This window comes from Chitinophaga sp. CF118 (assembly GCF_900112615.1).
Lineage (GTDB): Bacteria > Bacteroidota > Bacteroidia > Chitinophagales > Chitinophagaceae > Chitinophaga.
This window is the reverse complement of record NZ_FOMK01000001.1, coordinates 242,720-264,572: the sequence shown is the minus strand read 5'-3', so window position 1 is coordinate 264,572 and position 21,853 is coordinate 242,720. Positions and strand designations below refer to the sequence as shown.

Here is a 21,853-nt window from a genome sequence, read left to right as displayed (position 1 = left end):
GATGCAAAAGAAATTGTTTTTTATTGGTGCCGGACTTGCGTTATTAGTTGCCTGCGCCCGTGTTCCTATTACAGGCAGGAGTCAGTTAAACCTGATCCCTGAAAGTACGATGCAGTCAATGGCATTGCAGGAATACCAATCGTTTTTATCAACAAATAAGGCCATATCCTCTTCTGCCAGCAAAGATGCTGAAATGGTAAAGAGGGTAGGACAACGTATTTCTGCCGCCGTTACCCGTTACATGGCACAGAATAACCTGGCTGCTGAAGTGGCAAATTATAAATGGGAGTTTAATCTCGTAGATAATAAAGAAGTGAATGCCTGGTGTATGCCGGGAGGTAAAGTAGTTGTATATACAGGATTATTGCCTGTAACACAGAACGAAACTGCCCTTTCCTGCGTAATGGGACATGAAATAGCACATGCTATTGCCCGTCATGGTAACGAACGCATGAGTCAGCAGGTGGTAGCTCAGGGTATCCAGGTAGCCGGCTCAGTTGCTTTAAACCGTAATCCGCAGGCACAGAATATCTTCTTACAGTCATTTGGTGTTGGTGGTAATCTGGGTATGCTGGCTTACTCCCGTAAGAATGAACTGGAAGCCGATCACCTGGGTGTGATCTTCATGGCAATGGCGGGTTATAATCCACAGGAGGCGATCCCTTTCTGGCAGCGTATGGCAAATGCCAGCGGTGGCAGTAAACCACCAGAACTGGTAAGTACGCATCCAAGTGATGAACGTCGTATTGCACAGCTACAAACTGTAATGCCTGAGGCGATGAAGTATTATCAGCCGATAAAATAAACTTATAATTAAAAAGACCAGCATTGCTGGTCTTTTTAATTATAAAGGATTTATAAATACCAAAAGTATGATACAGCCTTTTCATTCAGGCACCTGATAGGGAGCCTTGGTTGTTTAAGCGATTCTCATTGATTTTGATACAAGCTCCTGGTTATTTCTCTATTACGATATCTACCACCTTTCTGTTCTTCTGCACTTTCATCTTATCTGGTACGTGAGCCAGTATTTCTTTCTTAAAAGCAGCTATAAGGGCCTGTTTAATGAAGAAACGATGAGTAACAAGACTAATCTCCCGCACAGGTTCCGGAGTCTTAAAATAACGAACCATATTCATTTGCCGGGCAGAGAGGTCCTGTAATGATAATTCGGGTAAAATGGTATACCCTGCATTGAGATCCACCATTCTTTTCAGCGTTTCCACACTACCGGTATTGTACTCCAGGTTCTTGTATTCACCCATCGTAAATTTATCCTTACAGATGTTCAGCACCTGGTTGCGCATACAATGTCCTTCATTCAGCAGCCATACTTCATGTGCATCAATATCTTCCGGTTTTATATATTTTTTCTCAAAGAGACCGTTGGTTTTCGCAGCATACACTACAAATGATTCGTAGAATAATGGTTGCTCTTCCAGGCTTGGATTTTCGAGGGGAGTAGCCAGTAATCCGCAGTCCAGTTGTTCCTGTTTTAACAGTTGTACAATCTGTTCTGTAGGATGTTCCCATATCTCCAGTTTTACTTTCGGATATTTCTTGATGAAACCTGTAAGGATTCTTGGTAACAGGTAAGGCGCCAGCGTAGGAATAATGCCCACACGAAGTGTACCCTGTACCTCTTTTTTATGCCCTGCTATAATTTCTTTGATACGGGCGCTTTCTTTAAGAATGATACGCCCCTGTGCTATCACAGCCACACCTATTTCCGTAGGTACTACCGGTAATTTGCTCCTGTCGAATATTTTAATTCCCAGCTCATCTTCCAGTTTCTGGATCTGCATACTGAGCGTAGGTTGTGTCACAAAACATTTTTCGGCTGCTACTACAAAACTTCTGTATGTATCAACCGCAACAACGTATTCCAATTGAACTGTAGTCATACTCAAAATTACTCCGCCTGGAGTTATTGATGAAATCTATTTCTTTTAGCAAAGTTATCAAAATTTATAAGAGTCGTCTTTGGGAACACTTATAAATAACAAATGGGAGTTACCAAAGGCAACTCCCATTTGCATTAAAACGTACTCACATTACTAGAAAATTCTGTAACGGTATTTAATCTTATCAGTATTATTATACAGTTCCTTGATATTGATAGAAGCCTGGATCTCTTTCACTGCTTCATCTTTCAGGTTGCGGAATTCGGCCTGTTTGGTATCAATGATATTCTTATCTGCAAGACCATTATCCTGTGCAATTTTTAACGAGCTGTTTACCTTGCCATAGTAAGAGTCCAGCAGGGTAAAGTATTCGTTATACAGGTTCTCAAAACGTTTGGTTTGCAGAATCAGATCTTCCAGCTGGTTATTCACCTCTTTCAGATTTGGATTTTCACGCAGCAATGCTTCGTAATCTATCTTTTTACCTTTGGTATATTTTACTTCCAGATCATTAAAGAATACCACTACTTTTTCTTTTTTGAAATCAAAGAAGAAATCGTTCAGTGTTTCACCAATAGATTTATTTCCTCTTTGTGGCAGCTGGTATTTTAATGCACTGGCGGTAAACATGATATGATCGTACAGATTATCATGTAACAGATTGAGCTGGTCTTTATTGAAATTCAGACCATATTCAAACTTCTGGTTAGCATCATTCAATGCACTGTAATAAACAACGTATTTATTCAGTTCCTTTTCAAATTCCTTTAAAGTTTTCTGATTGATCTCCTTATTATTCACACTTACACTGTGAAGAAAGTTCATCACTGAGTTGGCAATTGCCAACGGTGGTGTTAAAGATGTAAAACTCTGGAAGATCGGACTGGCGATAATAGACTTGGTAGACTCTACTATTTTGCTGTTCTTTTCATCTTTATCGGCTTTACCTTTTAATACAACCTTTTCTACGAGTTCAACAATGCGGTCGCTCAGTGAAAATCCCAGTTCTTTACTTTCCGGGTTATTCAGAGAGGTGATAAATACATCGAGATTATTGGTAGTAGTACGTGATTTGAGGTCAATGATCTTCTTATTCAGCAGATAATAAGTTTCGCTGGCATATACAATGTTATTTCTTATTAATTCGTACTTGGTGATGTTATCAATTTCGCGACCCTGGAGTAATCCCTGGATAGCATTAGAATTTTGTTTGTCACTGTCAGTAATACGTTGTAGTTCATCCACAATTCTGCGGAGGGTGGTGTCTGCTGTCCTTACCTGAGGCATTACAGTCTTGAGATCATTATTAGGATCCGGTACTTTGGTCTTATCTGGTTCCTGGGCATAAGCTAGTTGAAAACCAGAAAGGAAAATCAATAGAAGTGTCAGATATCTCATCATAGATTTTAAATGCATGTTGTTGCCTGGTTTAAGTGCAAATCCATTCACTCACGGGTACGACAATTCAGGAAGGCCGGCAAATATTGAAAGCCCTTAGTTTCGACCTGTAAGTGTTTTTTGCATGCTATGCTAGCATTTTATTAGTAAAAAGCTAAGAAAATATGGTGCCAAAAAACTTTTCGGTGCAAAGATAACAATTTATAATAAGTTGAAATTGCCAGTCTTTCAACTACTTTATTACCTTTGCAGCCAAATTATCCACTTTGCATGTTAAATAATAAGAAGATAGTGGTGGTATTGCCTGCCTACAACGCGGCTTTAACGCTGGAAAAAACTTACCTGGAAATACCAATGGATATTGTGGACGAAGTCGTACTGGTAGATGATGCCAGTAAAGATGATACGGTGAATGTTGGTAAGCAACTGGGAATCCGCCATATTATCCGTCATGACAATAATAAGGGGTATGGAGGAAATCAGAAGTCATGTTACAACAAGGCCCTGGAACTGGGAGCTGATATTGTAATTATGTTACATCCTGATTATCAATACACTCCTAAATTGATCCTGGCAATGAGCACCATTATTGCCAATGAAGTGTATCCTGTTGTGCTTGGTTCAAGGATCCTGGGTAAAGGAGCTCTAAAAGGTGGAATGCCCGGTTATAAATATGTATTTAACCGTTTCCTGACGCTAGCTCAGAATATCATTATTGGGCAGAAACTGAGTGAATATCATACGGGTTACAGGGCTTTTTCCGGTGAAGTACTGCGCAATATTGACTATATGGCCAATAGTGACGATTTTATCTTTGATAATGAGATGTTATCCCAGATCTTCATGAAAGATTATGAGATAGGAGAGGTGACCTGTCCTACCAAATATTTCGATGAAGCATCCAGTATTAACTTCAAACGCAGCAGTATTTATGGACTTGGTGTATTGCGGGTATCCCTGCAACATCGCCTGCATAAATGGGGACTGATCAAAGCAAAAATATATAATTAACACTAAGGGCTTAATTATTAAGTATTTAGCATTATGGGCTTACAGTGGGAATTAGCAAAGAAATACCTGCATTACTATTTTACTGCCGGTAACCGGCATGATGTACATTCTCCCTTTGTATATACATTGGTAGATGAAGTATTGCGCAATAAACAAAAACCAGCAGCATTCCGTGAAATCGAACAGGTGCGTAAGTCATTGCTACACAGTAGTGAAACCTTACAGGTAACTGATCTCGGGGCTGGATCTCTTATAAATAGCGGAACGGAAAGAAAAGTCAGTGATATAGTTCGTCATGCGGCAAAGCCGGCAAAATTCGGACAGTTATTCTACAAACTGATTCAGCATTTCAAGCCACAATACTTACTTGAATTAGGTACTTCCATGGGAATGTCTACCTCCTATATGGCAAAAGCTGATCCTGCTGCAAAAGTATTAACGATAGAGGGATGTCCGAACATTGCGGCCCGGGCTGCACGTAATTTTGAAACATTACAACTGCAGAATATCAAACAGTACATCGGCAATTTTGATACGGTATTACCTACCGTATTAGCAGATGTACCCCGGTTGGATTATGTATATATTGATGGTAATCACCGTTCTGCACCAACTTTACAGTATTTTGAGCAATGCCTCAGCAAAGCTCATGACAACTCCATTTTCATTTTTGATGATATCCACTGGACTCCTGATATGGAAGCCGCCTGGCACACCATTCAGCAGCATCCGAGGGTTACTTTCACAATAGATCTGTTTTTCATAGGACTGGTTTTCTTCCGTCCGGATATGAAGATTAAACAGCATTTCGTATTGAAATACTAGGTTGTTATTATCCTGGGAAAAACATTAAATAAATAACCGCATAGTTATTTAATAAACTATGCGGTTTATGATCAAGTGGCAGATCACAGGGAACTCAGCTTACTGAGATTCCTCCATCAACCGGTAACACAACGCCGGTTAACCAGGTGGATCCTGAGTCGATTAACAACGCGGCATTGGCCACGATATCTTCGACCTCTCCTCTTCGCTGTAAAGGAATAGTTGTCTTCTCGCTTTGATGAATAGCCTGGATGATTTCAGGCGGTAAACCTGCATTTGCAAGAACAGCCGTATTGGTCGGCCCCGGAGCAATAGCATTTACCCGGATACCCAATGAAGCCAACTCTAAAGCCCATATTTTGGTAAGCATATTCAGGGCTGCTTTGGCCGAACCGTAAGCGCTGATCTCTGGAAAGGCCTTGATCCCGTGACTACTGCTTACGTTGATGATCTGTCCTTTAGAAAGTGTAAGGAATTCGAGGCAGCCTGCCGTTAGCAAGCTGGGAGCGATAAGATGGGTTGTGTACATCTCTTCCAGTGTTTTCCGACTGATCCCTTTTATTGGCGTCAGTGCTACATGGCCCGCGTTGTTCACAAGCACGTCCAGCTTTCCTTTCCAATGTTCACGAATAAACTGAACCAAAGGCGCTTCCTGGTCTTCTTTTAAACTATCATATTCAAACGCCTGCAAGCCCGGCATTTCACTGGCTAAATTTGATAACCGTTCGGTGTTACGGCCGGTTATCATTACTGCCCAGCCTTTATTATAAAAGTGCCGAGCAAGTCCTTCACCTATCCCTGAAGAACCGCCTGTTATTAAAATATTTTTCTTCATTTTCTTCTTGTTTTAAACATGTTAACACTGGTTCATCAACCTGCCGTAACATGGATGATGTGTACCGGCGTTGGTAAATTAATGATGGATAACTGGATATTATTTCTGCAGGGTGGCGTCGATAATTACCTTTGCCACTTCATTTGGATGAGAAAGGAAAGCCACATGGCTGCTCTTTATTTCGGTTATTTTGGCATTTGCCCGTTTATATAACTTACGCTCAAGATCGGGGTTAAGCGTTTTATCGTTCAGCGCAACAATGCCATAGCTTGGCTTGGTTTTCCAGCCGGCATCTGCTACCTTATCGGCAAAACATTGTGCAAAAATCGGCTTTTGCGAAGCATACATAAAATCGCTTTCTGCCTGGCTCAGGTCTGCGCCAAAACCAGCATGAAATTTGACTTTATCATAATATACAAAGCCCTTATCATCCGGAGCCATAATTCCGCTTTCAGCAGGAGCCGGCACAGAAGAAATCCATTGAATGCAGTTTTCACCTTTATCAAGCTCAAAAGCAGCTACAAATACTAAACCAGCCACTTTGGGATTTATCCCGGCTTCGGATATTACAGCGCCTCCCCACGAATGTCCAACCAGTATTACAGGACCGTCCTGTTTATCGATAAGCCGGTTGGTGGCATCAACGTCGTCTTTTAAGGATGTTAATGGAATTTGAGCAACCGACACATTGTACCCTTTTTTTGATAGGATGTCATAAACCCCTCTCCAGCCAGAACCGTCTACAAACGCCCCATGTACTAGTACGATGTTTTTTACTTGTTGAGCCTGTGCTGATGCGGGTATTGCCAAAAGAAACAGGCCACTTAAAGAAAATAATGCAGCTACTAAAAGTCTGTTATAGCTACGGCAAAAATTAGCTTTTGTTTTCATGATGGTTTTCAATTTTATTTTAATTATTGAATTGCGATTAATATATAGCTGATATATTTTAAGCTTAATCGAAGTAACATAAGAAGGCAGGCTTCAATCCGTTACTTGATCCAGTAAGGACGCTCAATGATGTAAGGTTTATTTAGGTGTACGCCAAAATCAGTTCAATGGCGAAACAATGTTCATTGAGAATTTCTTAACTGCGTACTACTGCTGATTCTTTGACGATCTGCCATCTTCCCGACAGATATTCCCAAAACAGGGTAAAGAACTTTCTATTTAATTTTCCATCAAATACCAGTTCGCGGGTAATCACCACCATTCCCATGTTTTCTTCACATACAGCGTAATGATATTCAGTCTTGGAGGAAATTGGTTCGGCATTCGCATCCTTGTTCCCCTGAATAAAATTAAGGAGCTGTTCTTTGTTCATGGTATCCACTACTCCATTCTCATCAACTTTAACTATCAATAATTTATCTGCATAAGCATCCTTAACATACGGCACATCAAAATGCGTGGCATGATAGATAAGATCTTTAGTTAATTCAATTAATTGTTCATCATTCATTTTTAGATTTTTTAAAGATTAAATATTTGATTTTATATTTCATTAGAGAGGTACTAACAACAACTTATCTATAGCTACGTCCAGTTTAAATCCCTAATCAATAAAAGAAAATACAATGACTGTGCCGTGCAATAACTTATTGTTAGCCAATTGTTTGATGCTCTTTGGGATTTTGATTTGCACTGTATATCGACAAAGCAAGGGTTTGGGCACGAAATAAAGAGACTTTAACACCAGGACTGTTATTTTTCCGTCCTGATATGAAAATCGAACTGCATTTCATATTGAAATACCAGGTTATTATTATCTTGGGAAAAACATTCCATGATGAAAACGTTTTGTTACCTATTAATCTTCCTGTGTATGGGGCTATTTGCACAAGCACAGGACTACAGTGCATACAGTTATGAAACATATATCCATAATGGAGATACACTACGTTACCGTATGTTGCTACCTGTCAATTATGATAGTCAGAAATCTTATCCGCTGGTTATTTTCCTGCATGGAGCAGGGGAGAGAGGCGGCGATAATGCCGCTCAATTGCTGCATGGGGGTAGTTTATTCCTCAAAGATTCCCTTCGTCAGCAATACCCTTCTTTCGTAATATTTCCGCAATGCCCTAAAGATTCCACCTGGGCACCATTACGTTTGAACAGGGACAATACTGGTAAAGTGACAGGGCTGATATTCTCTGAAAATGACAGGGAGCCTGTACCTGGGCAGATGGTAAAGTCATTGCTGGACAGCCTTCTCAAAACAGGTAAAATAAACAGTAAAAAGGTATACATCGGAGGTTTGTCTCTCGGAGGAATGGGAACATTCGATCTGATAACCCGTTATCCGAAAGTATGGGCAGCTGCTTTTCCTATCTGCGGAGCAGGAAATGCAGCCACTGCTGCACGCTTTGCAAAGGTGCCTGTATGGATTTTCCATGGTGGTGCAGACCCTGTAGTGCCGGTTACCTTTTCCCAGGATTATTACAAGGCATTGAAAGCGCTGAATGCGGATGTACAGTATACAGAATATCCGGGAGTAGGGCATAACAGCTGGGATAATGTTTTTGCAGAACCTGGATTGCTGAAATGGTTATTTTCGAATACAAAGAAATAGAATAAAAACAAAACGCCCCGGTACTTGACCGGGGCGTTTCTCCACTCTGCACAGGATTTGAATTGTTAACTATTTAATGACCTGAATAGTATCTTTAACAGCTGCTATTGTACGGTCCATATCTTCTATTGTTAATGCATTACTTATAAACCAACTTTCAAAAGCAGATGGTGGGAGATAGATACCCCGTTCCAGCATGGCATGAAAGAAATGTTTAAATAATTCGTTGTTGGCTCCGGATGCTGCATCAAAATTAACGATTGGATACTCTGCGAAATGAACACTCAACATAGATCCGAGGTTATTAACCTGGTGAACAATGCCTGCTGCACTTAAAGTTGTTTGTAATCCACCTGACAAATAAGCTCCTTTTTCTGCCAGCTGCCGGTATATATCCGGATTCTCGTTCAATGTCTGTAGTAGAGTATATCCTGCTATCATGGCAATTGGATTGCCGCTTAACGTACCTGCCTGGTATACTTTACCAACAGGGGCTACATGTTGCATAATTTCACTGCGTCCGGCAAAGGCTCCAACTGGCATACCTGCGCCAATAATCTTGCCAAAGGTAACCAAATCTGCTTTAATATTGAACAGTTCCTGTGCACCTCCTCTGGCCAATCTGAAACCAGTCATTACTTCATCAAAAATGAGCAGGATATTATGGGCATCACACAAGGTACGTAAACCCTCCAGGAAGCCTGGCTGTGGCAGTATACAGCCCATATTACCAGCTACCGGTTCTACAATGATCGCTGCAATCTGGTCAGAATATTCTGCTACCAGTTTTTCTACTGCCGGCAGATTATTATAAGGAGCCGTTAAGGTATCTGCGGCAACGCTTTGCGTAACACCTGGAACAGATTGTATATCAAGAGTCGCAACACCGCTACCGGCACTCACCAGAAATGCATCTGCATGACCATGATAGTTCCCTTCGAATTTGATGAACTTATTGCGGCCGGTATAACCTCTCGCCACCCTGAGGGCAGACATACAGGCTTCCGTACCGGAATTCACCATACGTACCTGGTCAATATTAGGCACCATAGCTACGATCAATTCTGCTATTTTGGTTTCCAGCTCTGTTGGTGCACCGAAAGAAGTAGAGTAGGTAGCATATTCCTGGATCGCTTTCACCACTGGTTCGTAAGCATGCCCCAGGATCATGGGCCCCCATGAATTGATGTAATCTATGTAGCGGTTTCCATCCACATCGTACAGATAAGCGCCTTTGGCACTTTTCATGAAAATGGGAGTGCCGCCTACGCCTTTAAATGCGCGTACTGGCGAATTAACGCCACCCGGAATTACTCTTTGTGCCCTTTCGAATAATGTTTTACTGAGATCGTACATGGTAGATGAATATTACTAGTTTGATTACAATAACCGCACCGCATCTTTTGCAAAATAAGTCGCAATCAGATCTGCACCTGAACGTTTAATACTGGTCATAATTTCCAGTATCGCTTTATTTTCGTCAAGCCAGCCCATTTTAGCAGCTGCTTTCACCATTGCATATTCACCACTCACATGATAAGCACTTACCGGTACAGTTGTGCGTTCTTTAATAATCCTGATGATATCCAGGTATGCCAATGCAGGCTTTACCATCACAATGTCAGCTCCTTCCTCAATATCTATCAGTGTTTCCTTGATAGCTTCGCGGGAGTTCGCATAATCCATCTGGTAAGTTTTCTTATCGCCAAATCCTGGTGCTGAATCCAGTGCATCACGGAAAGGACCGTAAAAGCAGGATGCATATTTTGCACTGTAGGCCATAATTCCTGTATCGGTCAGATTGCTCTGTTCCAGTGCAGTACGGATTGCCAGAATGCGGCCATCCATCATATCGCTGGGGGCAACGATATCAGCGCCTGCTTCTGCATGGCTTACGCTCATACGTGCCAGTACTTCTACTGTAGCATCGTTCACAATTGTTTCTCCTTCCACTATACCATCATGACCATAGGAAGAGTAAGGATCCAGTGCAACGTCTGTCATCACCACCATTTCAGGAATGGCATTTTTGATTGCTTTGATAGCCCGCTGCATCAACCCGTTAGGATTTACGGCTTCGGTTCCTTTATTATCTTTCAGTTCGTCCGGGCATTTAATAAAGAGCAGTACACTTTTAATACCCATACTCCACAATTCTTTTGCCTCTTTTACGGTCCCATCTAATGAATACCGGAAATAACCGGGCATGGAACTGATCTCCTCTTTCACATGTTCTCCTTCGGTGATAAATAAAGGTGCAATGAAATCACTGGGCTTTAATATTGTTTCCGCTACCATCGCACGGATGGCTGGAGTGGTCCTTAAAATCCTGTTTCTGCGTATCATAATTTGATCTTTTAGTATGTTATTTAGCCCATTCCCTGGGCTTCAGATATTCCAGTAACTCAGCTTCCCTGCCACCTGGTTCCGGATGATAATCATATTCCCAGCGGGCTCGCGGCGGCAGGCTCATTAAGATTGATTCTATCCTTCCATTGGTTTTAAGGCCAAATAAAGTACCTCTGTCATGGATCAGGTTGAACTCCACATAACGTCCACGCCTGTATTCCTGCCAGTCTTTATGTGCGGTAGTATATGGTATATCTTTTGTTCGTTTAACAATAGGAAGATAAGCATGTATGAGCGCTTCGCCGTTTGCTTTGGCAAAGTTGTATAGTTGTTCAGCACTCCGTTCTTCGGTAGGGCGGAGATAATCGTAGAAGATGCCGCCTATACCCCTTGCTTCGTTATTACGGTGCTTGTTTACAAAGTATTCGTCGCAATGTTTTTTGTACAGCGGATACAGTTCTTTCCCGAAAGGATCGCAGGCATCCTTGAATGTCTGGTGAAAGTGAATCCCATCTTTTTCATCGAGGTAGTAAGGGGTGAGATCTGCTCCTCCACCAAACCAGCTATCCTTCAGGTTGCCCTGTTCATCATACAGTTCGAAATAACGGAAGTTGGCATGTACGGTGGGTACAAATGGGTTCACCGGGTGAATTACCAGGGAAACGCCGCAGGCCATAAACTGTGCATCGCTGACACCGAATTGTTTAGCCATCAGTTCGGGCAACTCCCCATGTACGATAGAGGTGTTGACACCACCTTTCTCAAACACATTCCCATCGGCAATTACGCGTGAAATGCCACCACCACCACCGGGGCGTTCCCAGCGGTCTTCACGGAAAGTAGCTTTGCCATCTATTTCTTCGAGTGCCGCACAGATTTCGTTCTGCAGGCGATGGATGAGTGATATGAAATTTTCCTTGATACTCATTTAGTTCTCCTTTACCGTATCTACAAATGCTTTTGCATGATCTACCGGTACATTTGGCAGAATACCGTGACCTAAGTTAGCGATGTAACGGTGGTTGCCAAAACCGGCCATCATTTCCTTCACGGCTTTCTTAATTTCCGGGATGGGGGCGAGCAGTTTGGCAGGGTCAAAATTTCCCTGCAGGGTTACATTATTCCCAGCAAACTGTCTTGCACGTGCTGGCTGGATACACCAGTCAACTCCCAGACAGTTTGCGCCTGTTGCTGCCATTTCTTCCAGTGCAAACCAGGCACCTTTGGCAAATACAGTTACTGGAGCAACATCTTTCAGTGCAGCAACTATCTGCCGCATATATTGGAGGGAGAAGGTTTCAAAGTCCGCAGGACTTAATAATCCTCCCCATGAATCAAAGATCTGTACACAATCGGCACCGGCTTCCACCTGTGCTTTCAGGTAAGCAATCGTGGTATCGGTAAGCATTTGCAATAATTGGTGTGCTACTGCGGGTTGCTGATAACAGAATGTTTTTGCTTCATCAAATGTTTTGGAGCCTTTGCCCTGTACCATGTAGCAAAGCAATGTCCAGGGAGAACCTGCAAAACCGATGAGAGGTACTGCACCTGCCAGTGTTTTTTTCGTAAGACTTAACGCATCAAATACATAGTGCAGCGTATCTTTTACATCAGGAACGCAAACACGTTTCAGGTCGGCAGCACTTTTAATCGGGTTTGGTAATACCGGTCCTGTTTTTTCTATCAACTGCACTTCCAGTCCCATAGCCTGAGGAACAACCAGTATATCTGAAAAGATGATGGCGGCATCCACACCTATCTGGTGTACGGGCATTACGGTAATTTCCGTAGCCAGTTCGGGATTCATACAACGTTCGAAGAAGGAATATTTTTCCCGCAACTTGATGTAATCCGGCAGGTATCTTCCTGCCTGGCGCATCATCCATACGGGTGTACGTTCTGTTGGTTCTCCGCGTAAAGCTTTCAGCAAAAGGTCATTCTTCAATGCACTCATTTGTATCAATTGATGTTGTTAAAATACGATATAGCCGTTTGCACCATTTGCTCTGCCGAAGGCACATCCGGGTTGATAATAATTTTGTTGGTGGTATGCTCATTTAAAGCGTTTGCCGTGGTATGACCGATAGCAAAGCAAACTGTATGTTCCGGTGGCGTGTTTGCCGTGAAATAACTTTTCACGCCACTGGGACTGAAAAAGAAGATGCCATCATAATCGTTTGTTGTAACCGCAGGCACTTCAATTGTTTCGTATACTACTATCTCTTCTATAGCAATACCGTGTTGTTGTAACAGGTCTGGCAGTTCATCACGTCGTTTATTGCCACAGAAGAAAACTGCCGATGTGATATTACCTTGTTGGATGATCTGCTGCGCCAGTGCAGTAGCATTGGTGGCGGTAGCAATCACGGATGTATTTGGAAAACGTTCTTTTACGGCTTCCAGAGTAGCTCCGTTTAAACAAAAAACCTGCCAGTCCGGATTATCTGCATTCACATTATTCACTGCATTTGAACTGGTGAATATGACAACACTTTTTGCAGGTAGTATAGCGTTTGTACTGACAGGCTGTATGTGAATGAACTTAGCTACGGTGATATGGACACCCTTTTCTGCTGCTGTTGCAAGCAGGGATGCGGGTAATTCTTTAGTGCTTAATATCTTGACTGACATGTCTTATCTGTGCTACGATTTTGTCGCCGCCCTGTGCCAGGATCTTTTCTGCTGCCGTGATACCTATAGTCGCCGCATGTTCCAGTGAAACTTCTTCCTGTATGCTCAGCAATTCTTTTCCATCAAGGCTGCACAGTTCACCTGAAAAATGTATGGTATTTTCTTCAATGAAAGCGTAGGCACTGATAGGAGTGGTACATCCACCCATAAGCGTGCGTAAAAAATCCCTTTCAATGCGTGTACTCAATGCCGTTGGTAAGTGATTTAAAGGTGCACATGCCTGTCTGCAAAAATCATCTTCTCCGCGGCAAACGGCAACTACTGCACCTTGTGCGGGTGCTGGAAGCATCCAGTCCAGTTCTATTGATTTTGCAGGGCGTATACCTATTCTTTCCAGTCCGGCAGCTGCAAAGATGGCACCATCCCAGTTTTCCGCTGCCAGTTTCTGTAAGCGGGTATTTACATTTCCGCGTAGGTTATGTAGCTGATGCTGTGGATATTTACGTAGCCATTGAGCTTTGCGTCTTACGCTGCTGGTAGCAATATTTGCCATAGCCTGATCGAGAAAGGAAAGATCATTTTTATATACCAGCAGATCCTTTACAGGACCTCTTTCTAATACTGCAGCCTGAATAATTCCCACAGGTAATTGTGTGGGCACATCTTTGAGGGAGTGAACGGCAATATCAATACGTCCGTTCAGCAGGGCAATGTCAAGGCTTTTGGTGAAAATACCCTGAACACCAATTTCATATAGTGGAGTAACCAGGTCAATATCTCCTTCACTTTTGATGGGTACCAGCACGGTGGTATATCCCTGTGCTTCCAGCAGGTCTTTTACTTTATTTGCCTGCCATAAGGCCAGCTGACTTTCCCGGGTACCTATCTTTATCTCTTTACTCATATGTTATGCCTGTTTCAAAAATATCGTTGATCATAGCGATATACTGATCGCTCTTATCTGCTTCTTTACGCACTTTCCCAGCCATCAGATTGATCATTTTCTGGATGATGCGGGAAGATACTGCTTCCACATCGTCTAAATTATATTGAGCGCCGTTCTTTTGTTGTTGTATTTCTTTTGTGTGTATTTCGTGTAATTTCTCTTTCACTGCTTTCAGTACCACCGCATGTTTGCGCATCTTGTACCAGTAGAGAAATTCTACCATATGCTCTTCAATAATAGCCAGTGCCTTTGGTACTTCCAGCTGACGCATCTGCAAAGTTTCATCCTGGATCTTTGATAATTCATCCACGTTAATCAGCTCTATATGTGGAAGATCTTTTACTTCCGGAGCTACGTTGAATGGGATGGAAAGATCTATGATCAGTTTGGGCGATGACTGTGTAAAATGAGCTGGTAATATAGTTGGTTCTGGTGCATTGGACGCTACGAGTATGATATCTGCATCCTGTAACTCCTGTTCAAGTTGTTCAAAAGGAGCATAGCGCAAGCCATGTTGTCCTGCAAACTCCGCAGCTACAGTGGTAGTACGGTTTACCAGTGTAATCTGTTTAACACCCAGGTAATCCATCATATTCTTACAGGTGTTCCGTCCTATTTTACCAACGCCCACCAGTAATATCTTTTTGTTAAGGATATCCGGTACTTTATGTTCCAGTAATCTTACTGTGGCAAATGCAACAGATACGGTACCTGCGCTGAGTCCTGTTTCGTTCTTAATCAGTTTTGATACCTGTAACACGCTATTGATCAGCCTTTCCTGGAAGCCACCAAGGCATCCGTTTTGTTTGGCAAATTTTGTTGCGGTACGTATCTGGCCGATTATTTCATAGTCTCCCAGAATCTGGGAATCCAATCCTGTGCCTACCTGATAAAGATGCCTGATGGCTTCTTCCCCTGTTTTGACATAAGAAAGCTGACTGAACAGATTGCAATCGCCATCTGTTTCGCGGCATACCAACTCTACCAGTTGTTGAGGATCTTCGGCAAAGCCGTAGATCTCAGTTCTGTTACAGGTGGAAAGCACGAACACATCGTCCATGTGTATAGCTTTCGCATCCTCCAGCAATTGCTGGTATTGTGACTGATTAATTGCGAACGATCCTCTTATAGCAGCATCTGTTTTCTTATAGTTGATACCAACGATATGAAAATGGGCTATATCTTTTGAATGACTACCCTGCATTTTATTTTATAAGCTTCCGGATGCAAAAATACTTGCATACACCTCAACAAAGGGCAACAGGCTGTCATTAGTGTGTCATTTCTACCGCTGGTAATAAGCGTTGCAGAAAAATGACTTTTATCAGTTCTGCGGATAATTGTTATCATAAACGACAACATTCTTTAATTCAACAATTGTATGACATTTGCAGGGCAATTTACCTGTTACATTTGCAACAATTTAATGTTAGGGAATGGAAGCTAAATCTGATATAGGAATCATTTTGATGAACCTGGGGTCGCCGGATTCTACGGAGGTGCCTGATGTAAAACGTTATCTTAATGAATTTTTAATGGACGAGCGGGTGATTGATTATCCGTATCTGTTCCGTTTGTTGCTGATCAAAGGAATTATTGTTCCTAAGCGTGCGCCGAATTCTGCAGAGGCTTATAAAAAGATATGGTGGAAAGATGGTTCTCCGCTGGTAGTGCTTACAAAACAATTACAGGCTGCTGTGCAGAACGATCTGTCAATGCCGGTTGAAGTTGCTATGCGGTATGGAAATCCATCGCAGGAATCTGCCTATGAGAAACTGCTGAAATATAATCCGGATATGAAGGAAGTGATCTTATTGCCGTTATATCCGCATTATGCAATGTCTTCTTATGAAACGGCAGTAGAGCATGCAAAAACGATCTATAAGAAGAAAGGCTACAAATTTAAGATCACTACAGTACCTCCGTTCTATAGTGAACCGGATTACATTAATGCGATGGCAGAAAGTATGCGGCCTTATTTACAGCAGGACTTTGACCAGTTGTTGTTCAGCTATCATGGATTGCCGGAGAGGCATATGACGAAAGCAGATCCAACGCATAAGCATTGTATGCAGGTGAATGATTGTTGTCATGTAGATTCTCCCGCACATGAAACCTGTTACCGTCATCAGGTGTTTAAAACATCGGAGCTGGTAGCTGCTAAACTGGGTATTCCCCGTGAAAAATGGGCCTTATCTTTCCAGTCGCGTTTAGGCAGGGAAGAATGGCTGAAACCATATACGGCAGTACGCCTGGAAGAACTGCCTAAAGAAGGGGTGAAGAAGTTACTGATCGTATGCCCTGCATTTGTATCAGATTGTCTGGAAACATTGGAAGAGATTGCAATGGAAGGCAAGAGAAGTTTCCTGGAAAGCGGTGGAGATGCATATACTATGATCCCCTGTATGAATATACATCCGTTATGGGTGAAGGCTGTTGTAAAATGGCTGGCAGCTCTCCAACACTAATTTAACCTATGAAGACACAACCCGTTATTATCGTCGGCGCCGGATTATCCGGGCTTAGCATTGCTTATGAACTGCAAAAGAAAGGTATTCCCTATCAACTGCTGGAATCTGCTCCGCAGGTAGGGGGTGTTATTAAATCGTTCCATATCAATGGTTATGAGCTGGATGCGGGCCCTAATTCCATTGGTGCTACACCAGAAACCATGGCCTTCATTGAAGAACTGGGTTTGCAGGATGCATTGATGGAAGCCACTGCTGCCAGCAAAAACCGTTTCCTGGTAAGGAATGATCAGCTGCATGCCGTATCTCCACATCCACTGAAAATACTGCGTTCGAAGTATGTGAGTGGTGGAGCAAAATGGCGATTGTTCACAGAACGGTTCCGCAAAGCACGTAAGGATGGTGGCGAAGAGTCTGTGTCTTCTTTTGTTAATCGCCGTTTTGGCCATGAAATAGGAGAGTACCTGTTTGAACCGGTATTATCCGGTATTTATGCAGGTAATCCTGACAACCTGTCTATACAGGAAGTATTACCCATGCTACCCCGCTGGGAAAAAGAATATGGCAGTGTTACTGCGGGATTGATGAAGAATATGAAAGCGATGGGAGGCAGGAAAATCGTTGCTTTTAAAGGAGGGAATATTGTGCTGGCCGAACGTCTGCTTTCCCTGCTCACCGGGCCTGTACATCTTAACAGCACTATTACAGGTATCACCAAAGGAGCTACAGATTATATTGTACAATACGAAGAGAATGGTCATACAGCTATGCTGAATGCAGACCGTATCATCTTTACAACGCCAGCTTACATTACAGGAGCTGCTATCGCTACCCTGGATGCTCCTCTGGCTGCAGAACTGAATAACATACATTATCCGCATATGGGTGTGCTGCATCTGGGATTTGGTGCAGAGGCTCTCTCCAAAGTGCCTGCCGGATTCGGCTTCCTCGTACCTCATGCTGCAAAGAAACATTTCCTGGGGGCTATCTGTAACTCCGCTATTTTTCCTTCCCGTGCACCCGAAGGCAAGGCCTTATTCACCATTTTTACCGGTGGAGCCAGGAAGGAACATTTATTTGAGCAGTTAGGTGCTGAAAAACTGCAGAAAGAGATAATCAGTGAGTTCATGTCTCTACTGGGACTGGAAACATTACCTGAATTACAACATTTTAGTGAATGGAAAAGAGCTATCCCACAACTCAATGTAGGGCATGTACAGATCCGCCAGCATATCAAAGCCTTTGAACAGCGTAATACCGGTATCCAACTGGCAGGTAGTTATGTTACAGCAGTTGCGGTACCTGCCATTATACAGGCAGCAAAGGGGATTGCTGATAAAATGTAAGAAACCTAAATCATACAACATTTAACCCGGGAATGAATGATTCCTCATGTGTAGTCCCGTTTCTATGGACTAAATTTGTTATTTTGCCATAAAATAGTGGGGTGGTTTTTTTACCAGGTATATTTACAAACACTTTAGCCGCTTTGCCGGATATGGATTTGGCAGCTTTTTTGCGTGTACTTGCGGTAGGAGAAAAAATCCATTTTGAAGATAGCAGTCTGGCCGGACCAGGGTATTATCCGAACTCCATCAATAATTACTATCCAAAAGAACTCCGTATACTTAAGGAAGTTTGAAGTGCAAACCTCAAAACCTAAAAAAAATTATAATTTCGTTACCCGAAAGGTACAAACAGCGTAGTAGTATGGTAAAAACGTTCATGACAATTGCAGGACTTGTATTATGTGTGACAGGAGTAAAGGCACAGGACATGTTGCAGGTACAGGGCACTTCGCCTGACCTCTATTTAACGCACATGGTAAAAAAAGGGGAAACATTTTATAGCCTGGGAAGATCTTACAGTATATCTCCCAAAGATATAGCGACAGAAAACAGTGTTCCATTTGACAAAGGGTTACAACTTGGGCAGCAGGTGAAAATACCTTTAAATAATGTCAATTTCACACAGAAGGGAGATGCAGTAGCAGGTTATACTCCTGTTTATCATAAAGTGGAAGAGAAGGAAACTTTATACCGCTTAAGCGTTAATCATAACAAGGTACCATTGGATAATATCCGTCACTGGAATAATCTGAGCGGAGATGGATTAAAGAAGGACAGTTATGTAATAATAGGATTTCTGAAGAATGGTAGTGCTACAGCACCTGTGGCTTCAACGCCGCCGGTAACAACACCTCCTCCGGCTACAACGCCAGTTACAACTGCACCTGCTACACCTCCCGTAAATGGTACACCAACTCCTGCTACTAAGCCTGAACCAGTGGTAACTGCACCGGTGGTAACACCTCCTCCGGCTACAACACCTCCTCCTGCAACAACGCCGGAACCTGTAAAACAGCCTGAAACCAAACCTGCTACGTCTTTGCCTTCCAGTGCTTCTTTTGAACAGCTGTATATGCAGCAGACCAACAACGGGAAAAGTGTTACTACTGAAAAAGGTCCTGGTGGCTGGTTTAAGAGCAATGCCGCTACTGGTAAATATTATGCCCTGCATAATACTGCCCAGAGAGGTACTATCATAAAAGTGACTAATCCGCTGAATGGTAAATTTATATATGCGAAGGTGCTGGAGTCTATTCCTCAGATCAAACAGAACGCCGGCCTTATTATCAAGCTGAGTGATTCTGCGTTGGAGGCTTTGGGTACAAACGATGCAAAGTTCTATGTTGAATTGAATTACGAAGATTAAATTACTATATATAGTTTAAAATAAAATAGACTCCATTGGAGTCTATTTTATTTTAAAGCAGTTAGTTTACCCGGTAACCCCTCAGAAAAGCTTCAATATCCATTTTCTTTTTTCCTTCCAGTTGTATCTCCTGTAAAGAAAGGTATCCGTCAGCCGCTGCAATTTTCAGGTAAGTTTTATTGTCTGTTAATATCTCTCCCGGAGCTACTTTAGGTATAACATGTTCTTTCTGTGCTTTGAATATCTTAATTCCTTTTCCCTGCAAGGTGGACCAGGCAGTAGGATAGGGACTGAGGCCCCGCACCAGATTATGAATCTGATCAACCGGTTGTTCCCAGTTGATCTGACAGTTCTCTTTGAAGATCTTGGGTGCATGTTTGATATCTGCAGCATCTATCTGTGCCTGCGGTGTTTCATGTACATTGCCGGAAACGATGGCCTGTACTGTTTTCAGCAACAAGTCTGCACCTGTTTGCATCAGTGCATCGTGCAACTCTCCGGCTGTTTCATCGTCTCTGATCGGAACGGCCTGACTGAAAAGTACGTTACCGGTATCAATTTCATGCTGCAATTTGAAGGTAGTGACACCAGATTCCTTCTCACCGTTGATGATAGCCCAGTTGATAGGGGCAGCACCGCGGTAATTGGGCAGGAGAGAAGCATGTACATTGATGGTACCCAGCGGTGGCATATTCCATACCAGTTCCGGCAGCATACGGAAGGCCACTACTACCTGTAAATCTGCCTGTAAGGCCTTCAGTTCTTCCAGGAATTCAGGGTTTTTCAGCTTCTCCGGTTGTAATACTTTTAATCCTTTGGCAATTGCGTATTGTTTTACAGCGCTTTCCTGTAATTGTAGTCCGCGTCCGGCAGGTTTGTCGGGAGCTGTGATTACACCTACTACATTATATCCATGTTGTACCAGTATATCCAGAGATGCTACTGCAAAGTCCGGGGTACCCATAAAGATGATCCTGGTATTATTCTGCATATAATAAATATTTCTTCCTCATAGTTTTAAATTTACTTAAAGCGGGTTCCCAGCTTTTGCGGATAGCTGTTTCGCTCATACCTTTTATGATCTGTTGTTGCAGGGTAGCATTACCCGCCAGCCTGTTGAAAGATGCAATAAAGAACTTTGTTTTATCAGGAAAGAGCTCGTATGCTTTGATCAGCCATTTCAGCTGTACACGATTTTCCATTTGTGCCCTTACTTTTCCTGGTGTGCCCGTAAGGTTATAGCCATAGCAGGTTACATCTTTCAATACCGGATCTTTAGCACCATCTGTACTGTGAGGGGTAAATGAAAACAGGCTTGAAGGAAACTTCGGATGTCCGAACACCTGGAATGGCAGATCAGTACCACGTCCCAGGCTCAGGGCTGTACCTTCGAACAGGCAGGTGGAAGGATACAGATAAATAGATGCCATATTAGGCAGGTTCGGCGAAGGTTTCACGGGTAACTGGTAAAAAGTGTGGTGGTCATATTCCTGACAGGTGATAACGGTGAGCTGGCAGTGTACACCATTCCTCAGCCATTTTTCTCCATTAAGCATATTAGCATATTCTCCAACGGTCATACCGTGTACAATAGGAATGGGCTGCATACCCACAAAGGAGCGGAAAGCAGTATCCAGTACAGGACCATCAACGTAATGCCCGTTTGGGTTTGGTCTGTCCAGTACTATCAGCGGTTTATTATTTTCCGCTGCAGATTCCATCAGTTCCTGTAGTGAAGATATGTAGGTATAAAAACGTGTACCTACATCCTGAATATCAAATATTAAGATATCTACATCATTTAAATCTGCTGCATCAGCTTTGCGGTGTTTGCCGTACAATGATACGATAGGCAGTCCGGTGCTTTCATCGGCACTGTTACCTATTTTCTCACCTGCATCAGCTTTACCGCGGAAACCATGTTCCGGGCTGAAGATCTTTTGAATATGTACGCCCAGTTTCAGTAATGAATCTACAAGATGGGTCTGTCCTATTGTTGCAGTCTGATTTACAAGTAAAGCCACCCTTTTGCCTTTTAGCAGGGGGAGGTATTCGTTTGTTCTGTCTGCTCCGGTAATGACCTGGCTGCTGGCAGTGAAGCTGCAGGCCATCCATATGAATAGAGGGATGATGATTTTGTACATGGGCGTAAATTTACTTTAAATAGTCCATAGACAATAGTCCTCCATAGTGAGT

At 42.7% G+C, this 21,853-nt stretch carries 21 protein-coding genes; 7 read left to right on the top strand and 14 right to left on the bottom strand.

Features of this window, described 5'->3' with window-relative positions:
- Position 1 precedes the first annotated feature (1 nt).
- On the top strand, positions 2-805 hold the full coding sequence (locus tag BM176_RS00940) for a M48 family metallopeptidase (protein WP_090098653.1): 804 nt from the start codon (positions 2-4) through the stop codon (positions 803-805).
- 151 nt (positions 806-956) lie between these two features.
- Here BM176_RS00940 and BM176_RS00935 read toward each other — a convergent pair whose 3' ends face one another.
- Positions 957-1,904: a hydrogen peroxide-inducible genes activator gene (locus BM176_RS00935; RefSeq protein WP_090098651.1), complete on the bottom strand. Its 948-nt coding sequence runs from the start codon at positions 1,902-1,904 to the stop codon at positions 957-959.
- Positions 1,905-2,057: 153 nt separating this feature from the next.
- Positions 2,058-3,305 carry a hypothetical protein gene (locus BM176_RS00930; protein WP_090098648.1) on the bottom strand — a complete coding sequence of 416 codons (1,248 nt, stop codon included), beginning with the start codon at positions 3,303-3,305 and terminating at the stop codon, positions 2,058-2,060.
- A gap of 267 nt (positions 3,306-3,572) precedes the next feature.
- On the opposite strand from BM176_RS00930, the gene BM176_RS00925 reads away from it, so the two are divergent.
- Together BM176_RS00925 and BM176_RS00920 are read left to right on the top strand one after the other, a co-directional pair.
- Entirely contained in the window at positions 3,573-4,313 is a 741-nt protein-coding gene (locus tag BM176_RS00925) for a glycosyltransferase family 2 protein (protein ID WP_090098646.1), read from the top strand.
- Between the two features lie 33 nt (positions 4,314-4,346).
- Positions 4,347-5,138 (top strand): O-methyltransferase, encoded by a 792-nt coding sequence (locus tag BM176_RS00920; protein ID WP_090098644.1) that lies wholly within the window; start codon positions 4,347-4,349, stop codon positions 5,136-5,138.
- A 94-nt stretch (positions 5,139-5,232) separates the two neighbouring features.
- Here BM176_RS00920 and BM176_RS00915 read toward each other — a convergent pair whose 3' ends face one another.
- The 3 genes from BM176_RS00915 to BM176_RS00905 all read right to left on the bottom strand — a co-directional run bounded on the left by BM176_RS00915 (position 5,233) and on the right by BM176_RS00905 (position 7,435).
- Positions 5,233-5,973: an SDR family NAD(P)-dependent oxidoreductase gene (locus BM176_RS00915; RefSeq protein ID WP_090098642.1), complete on the bottom strand. Its 741-nt coding sequence runs from the start codon at positions 5,971-5,973 to the stop codon at positions 5,233-5,235.
- A 99-nt stretch (positions 5,974-6,072) separates the two neighbouring features.
- Entirely contained in the window at positions 6,073-6,864 is a 792-nt protein-coding gene (locus tag BM176_RS00910) for an alpha/beta hydrolase (protein WP_090098641.1), read from the bottom strand.
- A 196-nt stretch (positions 6,865-7,060) separates the two neighbouring features.
- Complete coding sequence (locus BM176_RS00905; protein ID WP_090098639.1) at positions 7,061-7,435, bottom strand: hypothetical protein; 375 nt, start codon at positions 7,433-7,435, stop codon at positions 7,061-7,063.
- 363 nt (positions 7,436-7,798) lie between these two features.
- Here BM176_RS00905 and BM176_RS00900 point away from each other — a divergent pair, with 363 nt between their 5' ends.
- Positions 7,799-8,548, top strand: a complete 750-nt coding sequence (locus BM176_RS00900) for a carboxylesterase family protein (protein ID WP_218162128.1) — start codon at positions 7,799-7,801, stop codon at positions 8,546-8,548.
- A 69-nt stretch (positions 8,549-8,617) separates the two neighbouring features.
- On the opposite strand, the gene hemL is transcribed toward BM176_RS00900, so the two are convergent.
- Genes hemL through hemA form a run of 7 tightly spaced genes read right to left on the bottom strand, consistent with a single transcriptional unit; the run spans position 8,618 to position 15,678 of the window.
- Positions 8,618-9,904, bottom strand: a complete 1,287-nt coding sequence (hemL, locus tag BM176_RS00895; protein WP_090098635.1) for a glutamate-1-semialdehyde 2,1-aminomutase — start codon at positions 9,902-9,904, stop codon at positions 8,618-8,620.
- A gap of 24 nt (positions 9,905-9,928) precedes the next feature.
- Positions 9,929-10,894 (bottom strand): porphobilinogen synthase, encoded by a 966-nt coding sequence (gene hemB / locus BM176_RS00890; protein WP_090098633.1) that lies wholly within the window; start codon positions 10,892-10,894, stop codon positions 9,929-9,931.
- Between the two features lie 19 nt (positions 10,895-10,913).
- Positions 10,914-11,825, bottom strand: coding sequence for an oxygen-dependent coproporphyrinogen oxidase (gene hemF, locus BM176_RS00885; RefSeq protein WP_090098631.1), 912 nt, complete (start codon positions 11,823-11,825; stop codon positions 10,914-10,916).
- Entirely contained in the window at positions 11,826-12,851 is a 1,026-nt protein-coding gene (gene hemE / locus BM176_RS00880) for a uroporphyrinogen decarboxylase (protein WP_090098629.1), read from the bottom strand.
- Positions 12,852-12,856: 5 nt separating this feature from the next.
- The gene (locus BM176_RS00875; RefSeq protein WP_090098627.1) at positions 12,857-13,528 is read right to left on the bottom strand and encodes a uroporphyrinogen-III synthase; all 672 of its coding nucleotides are present in this window, start codon (positions 13,526-13,528) and stop codon (positions 12,857-12,859) included.
- Positions 13,503-14,432, bottom strand: a complete 930-nt coding sequence (gene hemC, locus BM176_RS00870) for a hydroxymethylbilane synthase (RefSeq protein WP_090098625.1) — start codon at positions 14,430-14,432, stop codon at positions 13,503-13,505. The genes BM176_RS00875 and hemC overlap by 26 nt, the downstream gene beginning before the upstream one ends.
- Positions 14,425-15,678, bottom strand: a complete 1,254-nt coding sequence (gene hemA, locus BM176_RS00865; RefSeq protein ID WP_090098623.1) for a glutamyl-tRNA reductase — start codon at positions 15,676-15,678, stop codon at positions 14,425-14,427. The genes hemC and hemA overlap by 8 nt, the downstream gene beginning before the upstream one ends.
- A gap of 232 nt (positions 15,679-15,910) precedes the next feature.
- On the opposite strand from hemA, the gene hemH reads away from it, so the two are divergent.
- The 3 genes from hemH to BM176_RS00845 all read left to right on the top strand — a co-directional run bounded on the left by hemH (position 15,911) and on the right by BM176_RS00845 (position 19,657).
- On the top strand, positions 15,911-16,942 hold the full coding sequence (gene hemH / locus BM176_RS00860) for a ferrochelatase (protein WP_090098621.1): 1,032 nt from the start codon (positions 15,911-15,913) through the stop codon (positions 16,940-16,942).
- Positions 16,943-16,950: 8 nt separating this feature from the next.
- A complete protein-coding gene (hemG, locus tag BM176_RS00855; protein WP_090098619.1) occupies positions 16,951-18,288 on the top strand; it encodes a protoporphyrinogen oxidase in 1,338 nt (445 codons plus the stop codon).
- Positions 18,289-18,652: 364 nt separating this feature from the next.
- Positions 18,653-19,657 (top strand): LysM peptidoglycan-binding domain-containing protein, encoded by a 1,005-nt coding sequence (locus BM176_RS00845; protein ID WP_090098615.1) that lies wholly within the window; start codon positions 18,653-18,655, stop codon positions 19,655-19,657.
- Between the two features lie 61 nt (positions 19,658-19,718).
- Here the strand turns inward: BM176_RS00845 and fmt are convergent, their stop codons facing one another.
- Entirely contained in the window at positions 19,719-20,648 is a 930-nt protein-coding gene (gene fmt, locus BM176_RS00840; protein WP_255373396.1) for a methionyl-tRNA formyltransferase, read from the bottom strand.
- Positions 20,638-21,801 (bottom strand): exo-beta-N-acetylmuramidase NamZ family protein, encoded by a 1,164-nt coding sequence (locus BM176_RS00835; protein ID WP_090098613.1) that lies wholly within the window; start codon positions 21,799-21,801, stop codon positions 20,638-20,640. Before BM176_RS00835 ends, fmt begins: the two co-directional genes overlap by 11 nt.
- Between the last annotated feature and the right edge of the window lie 52 nt (positions 21,802-21,853).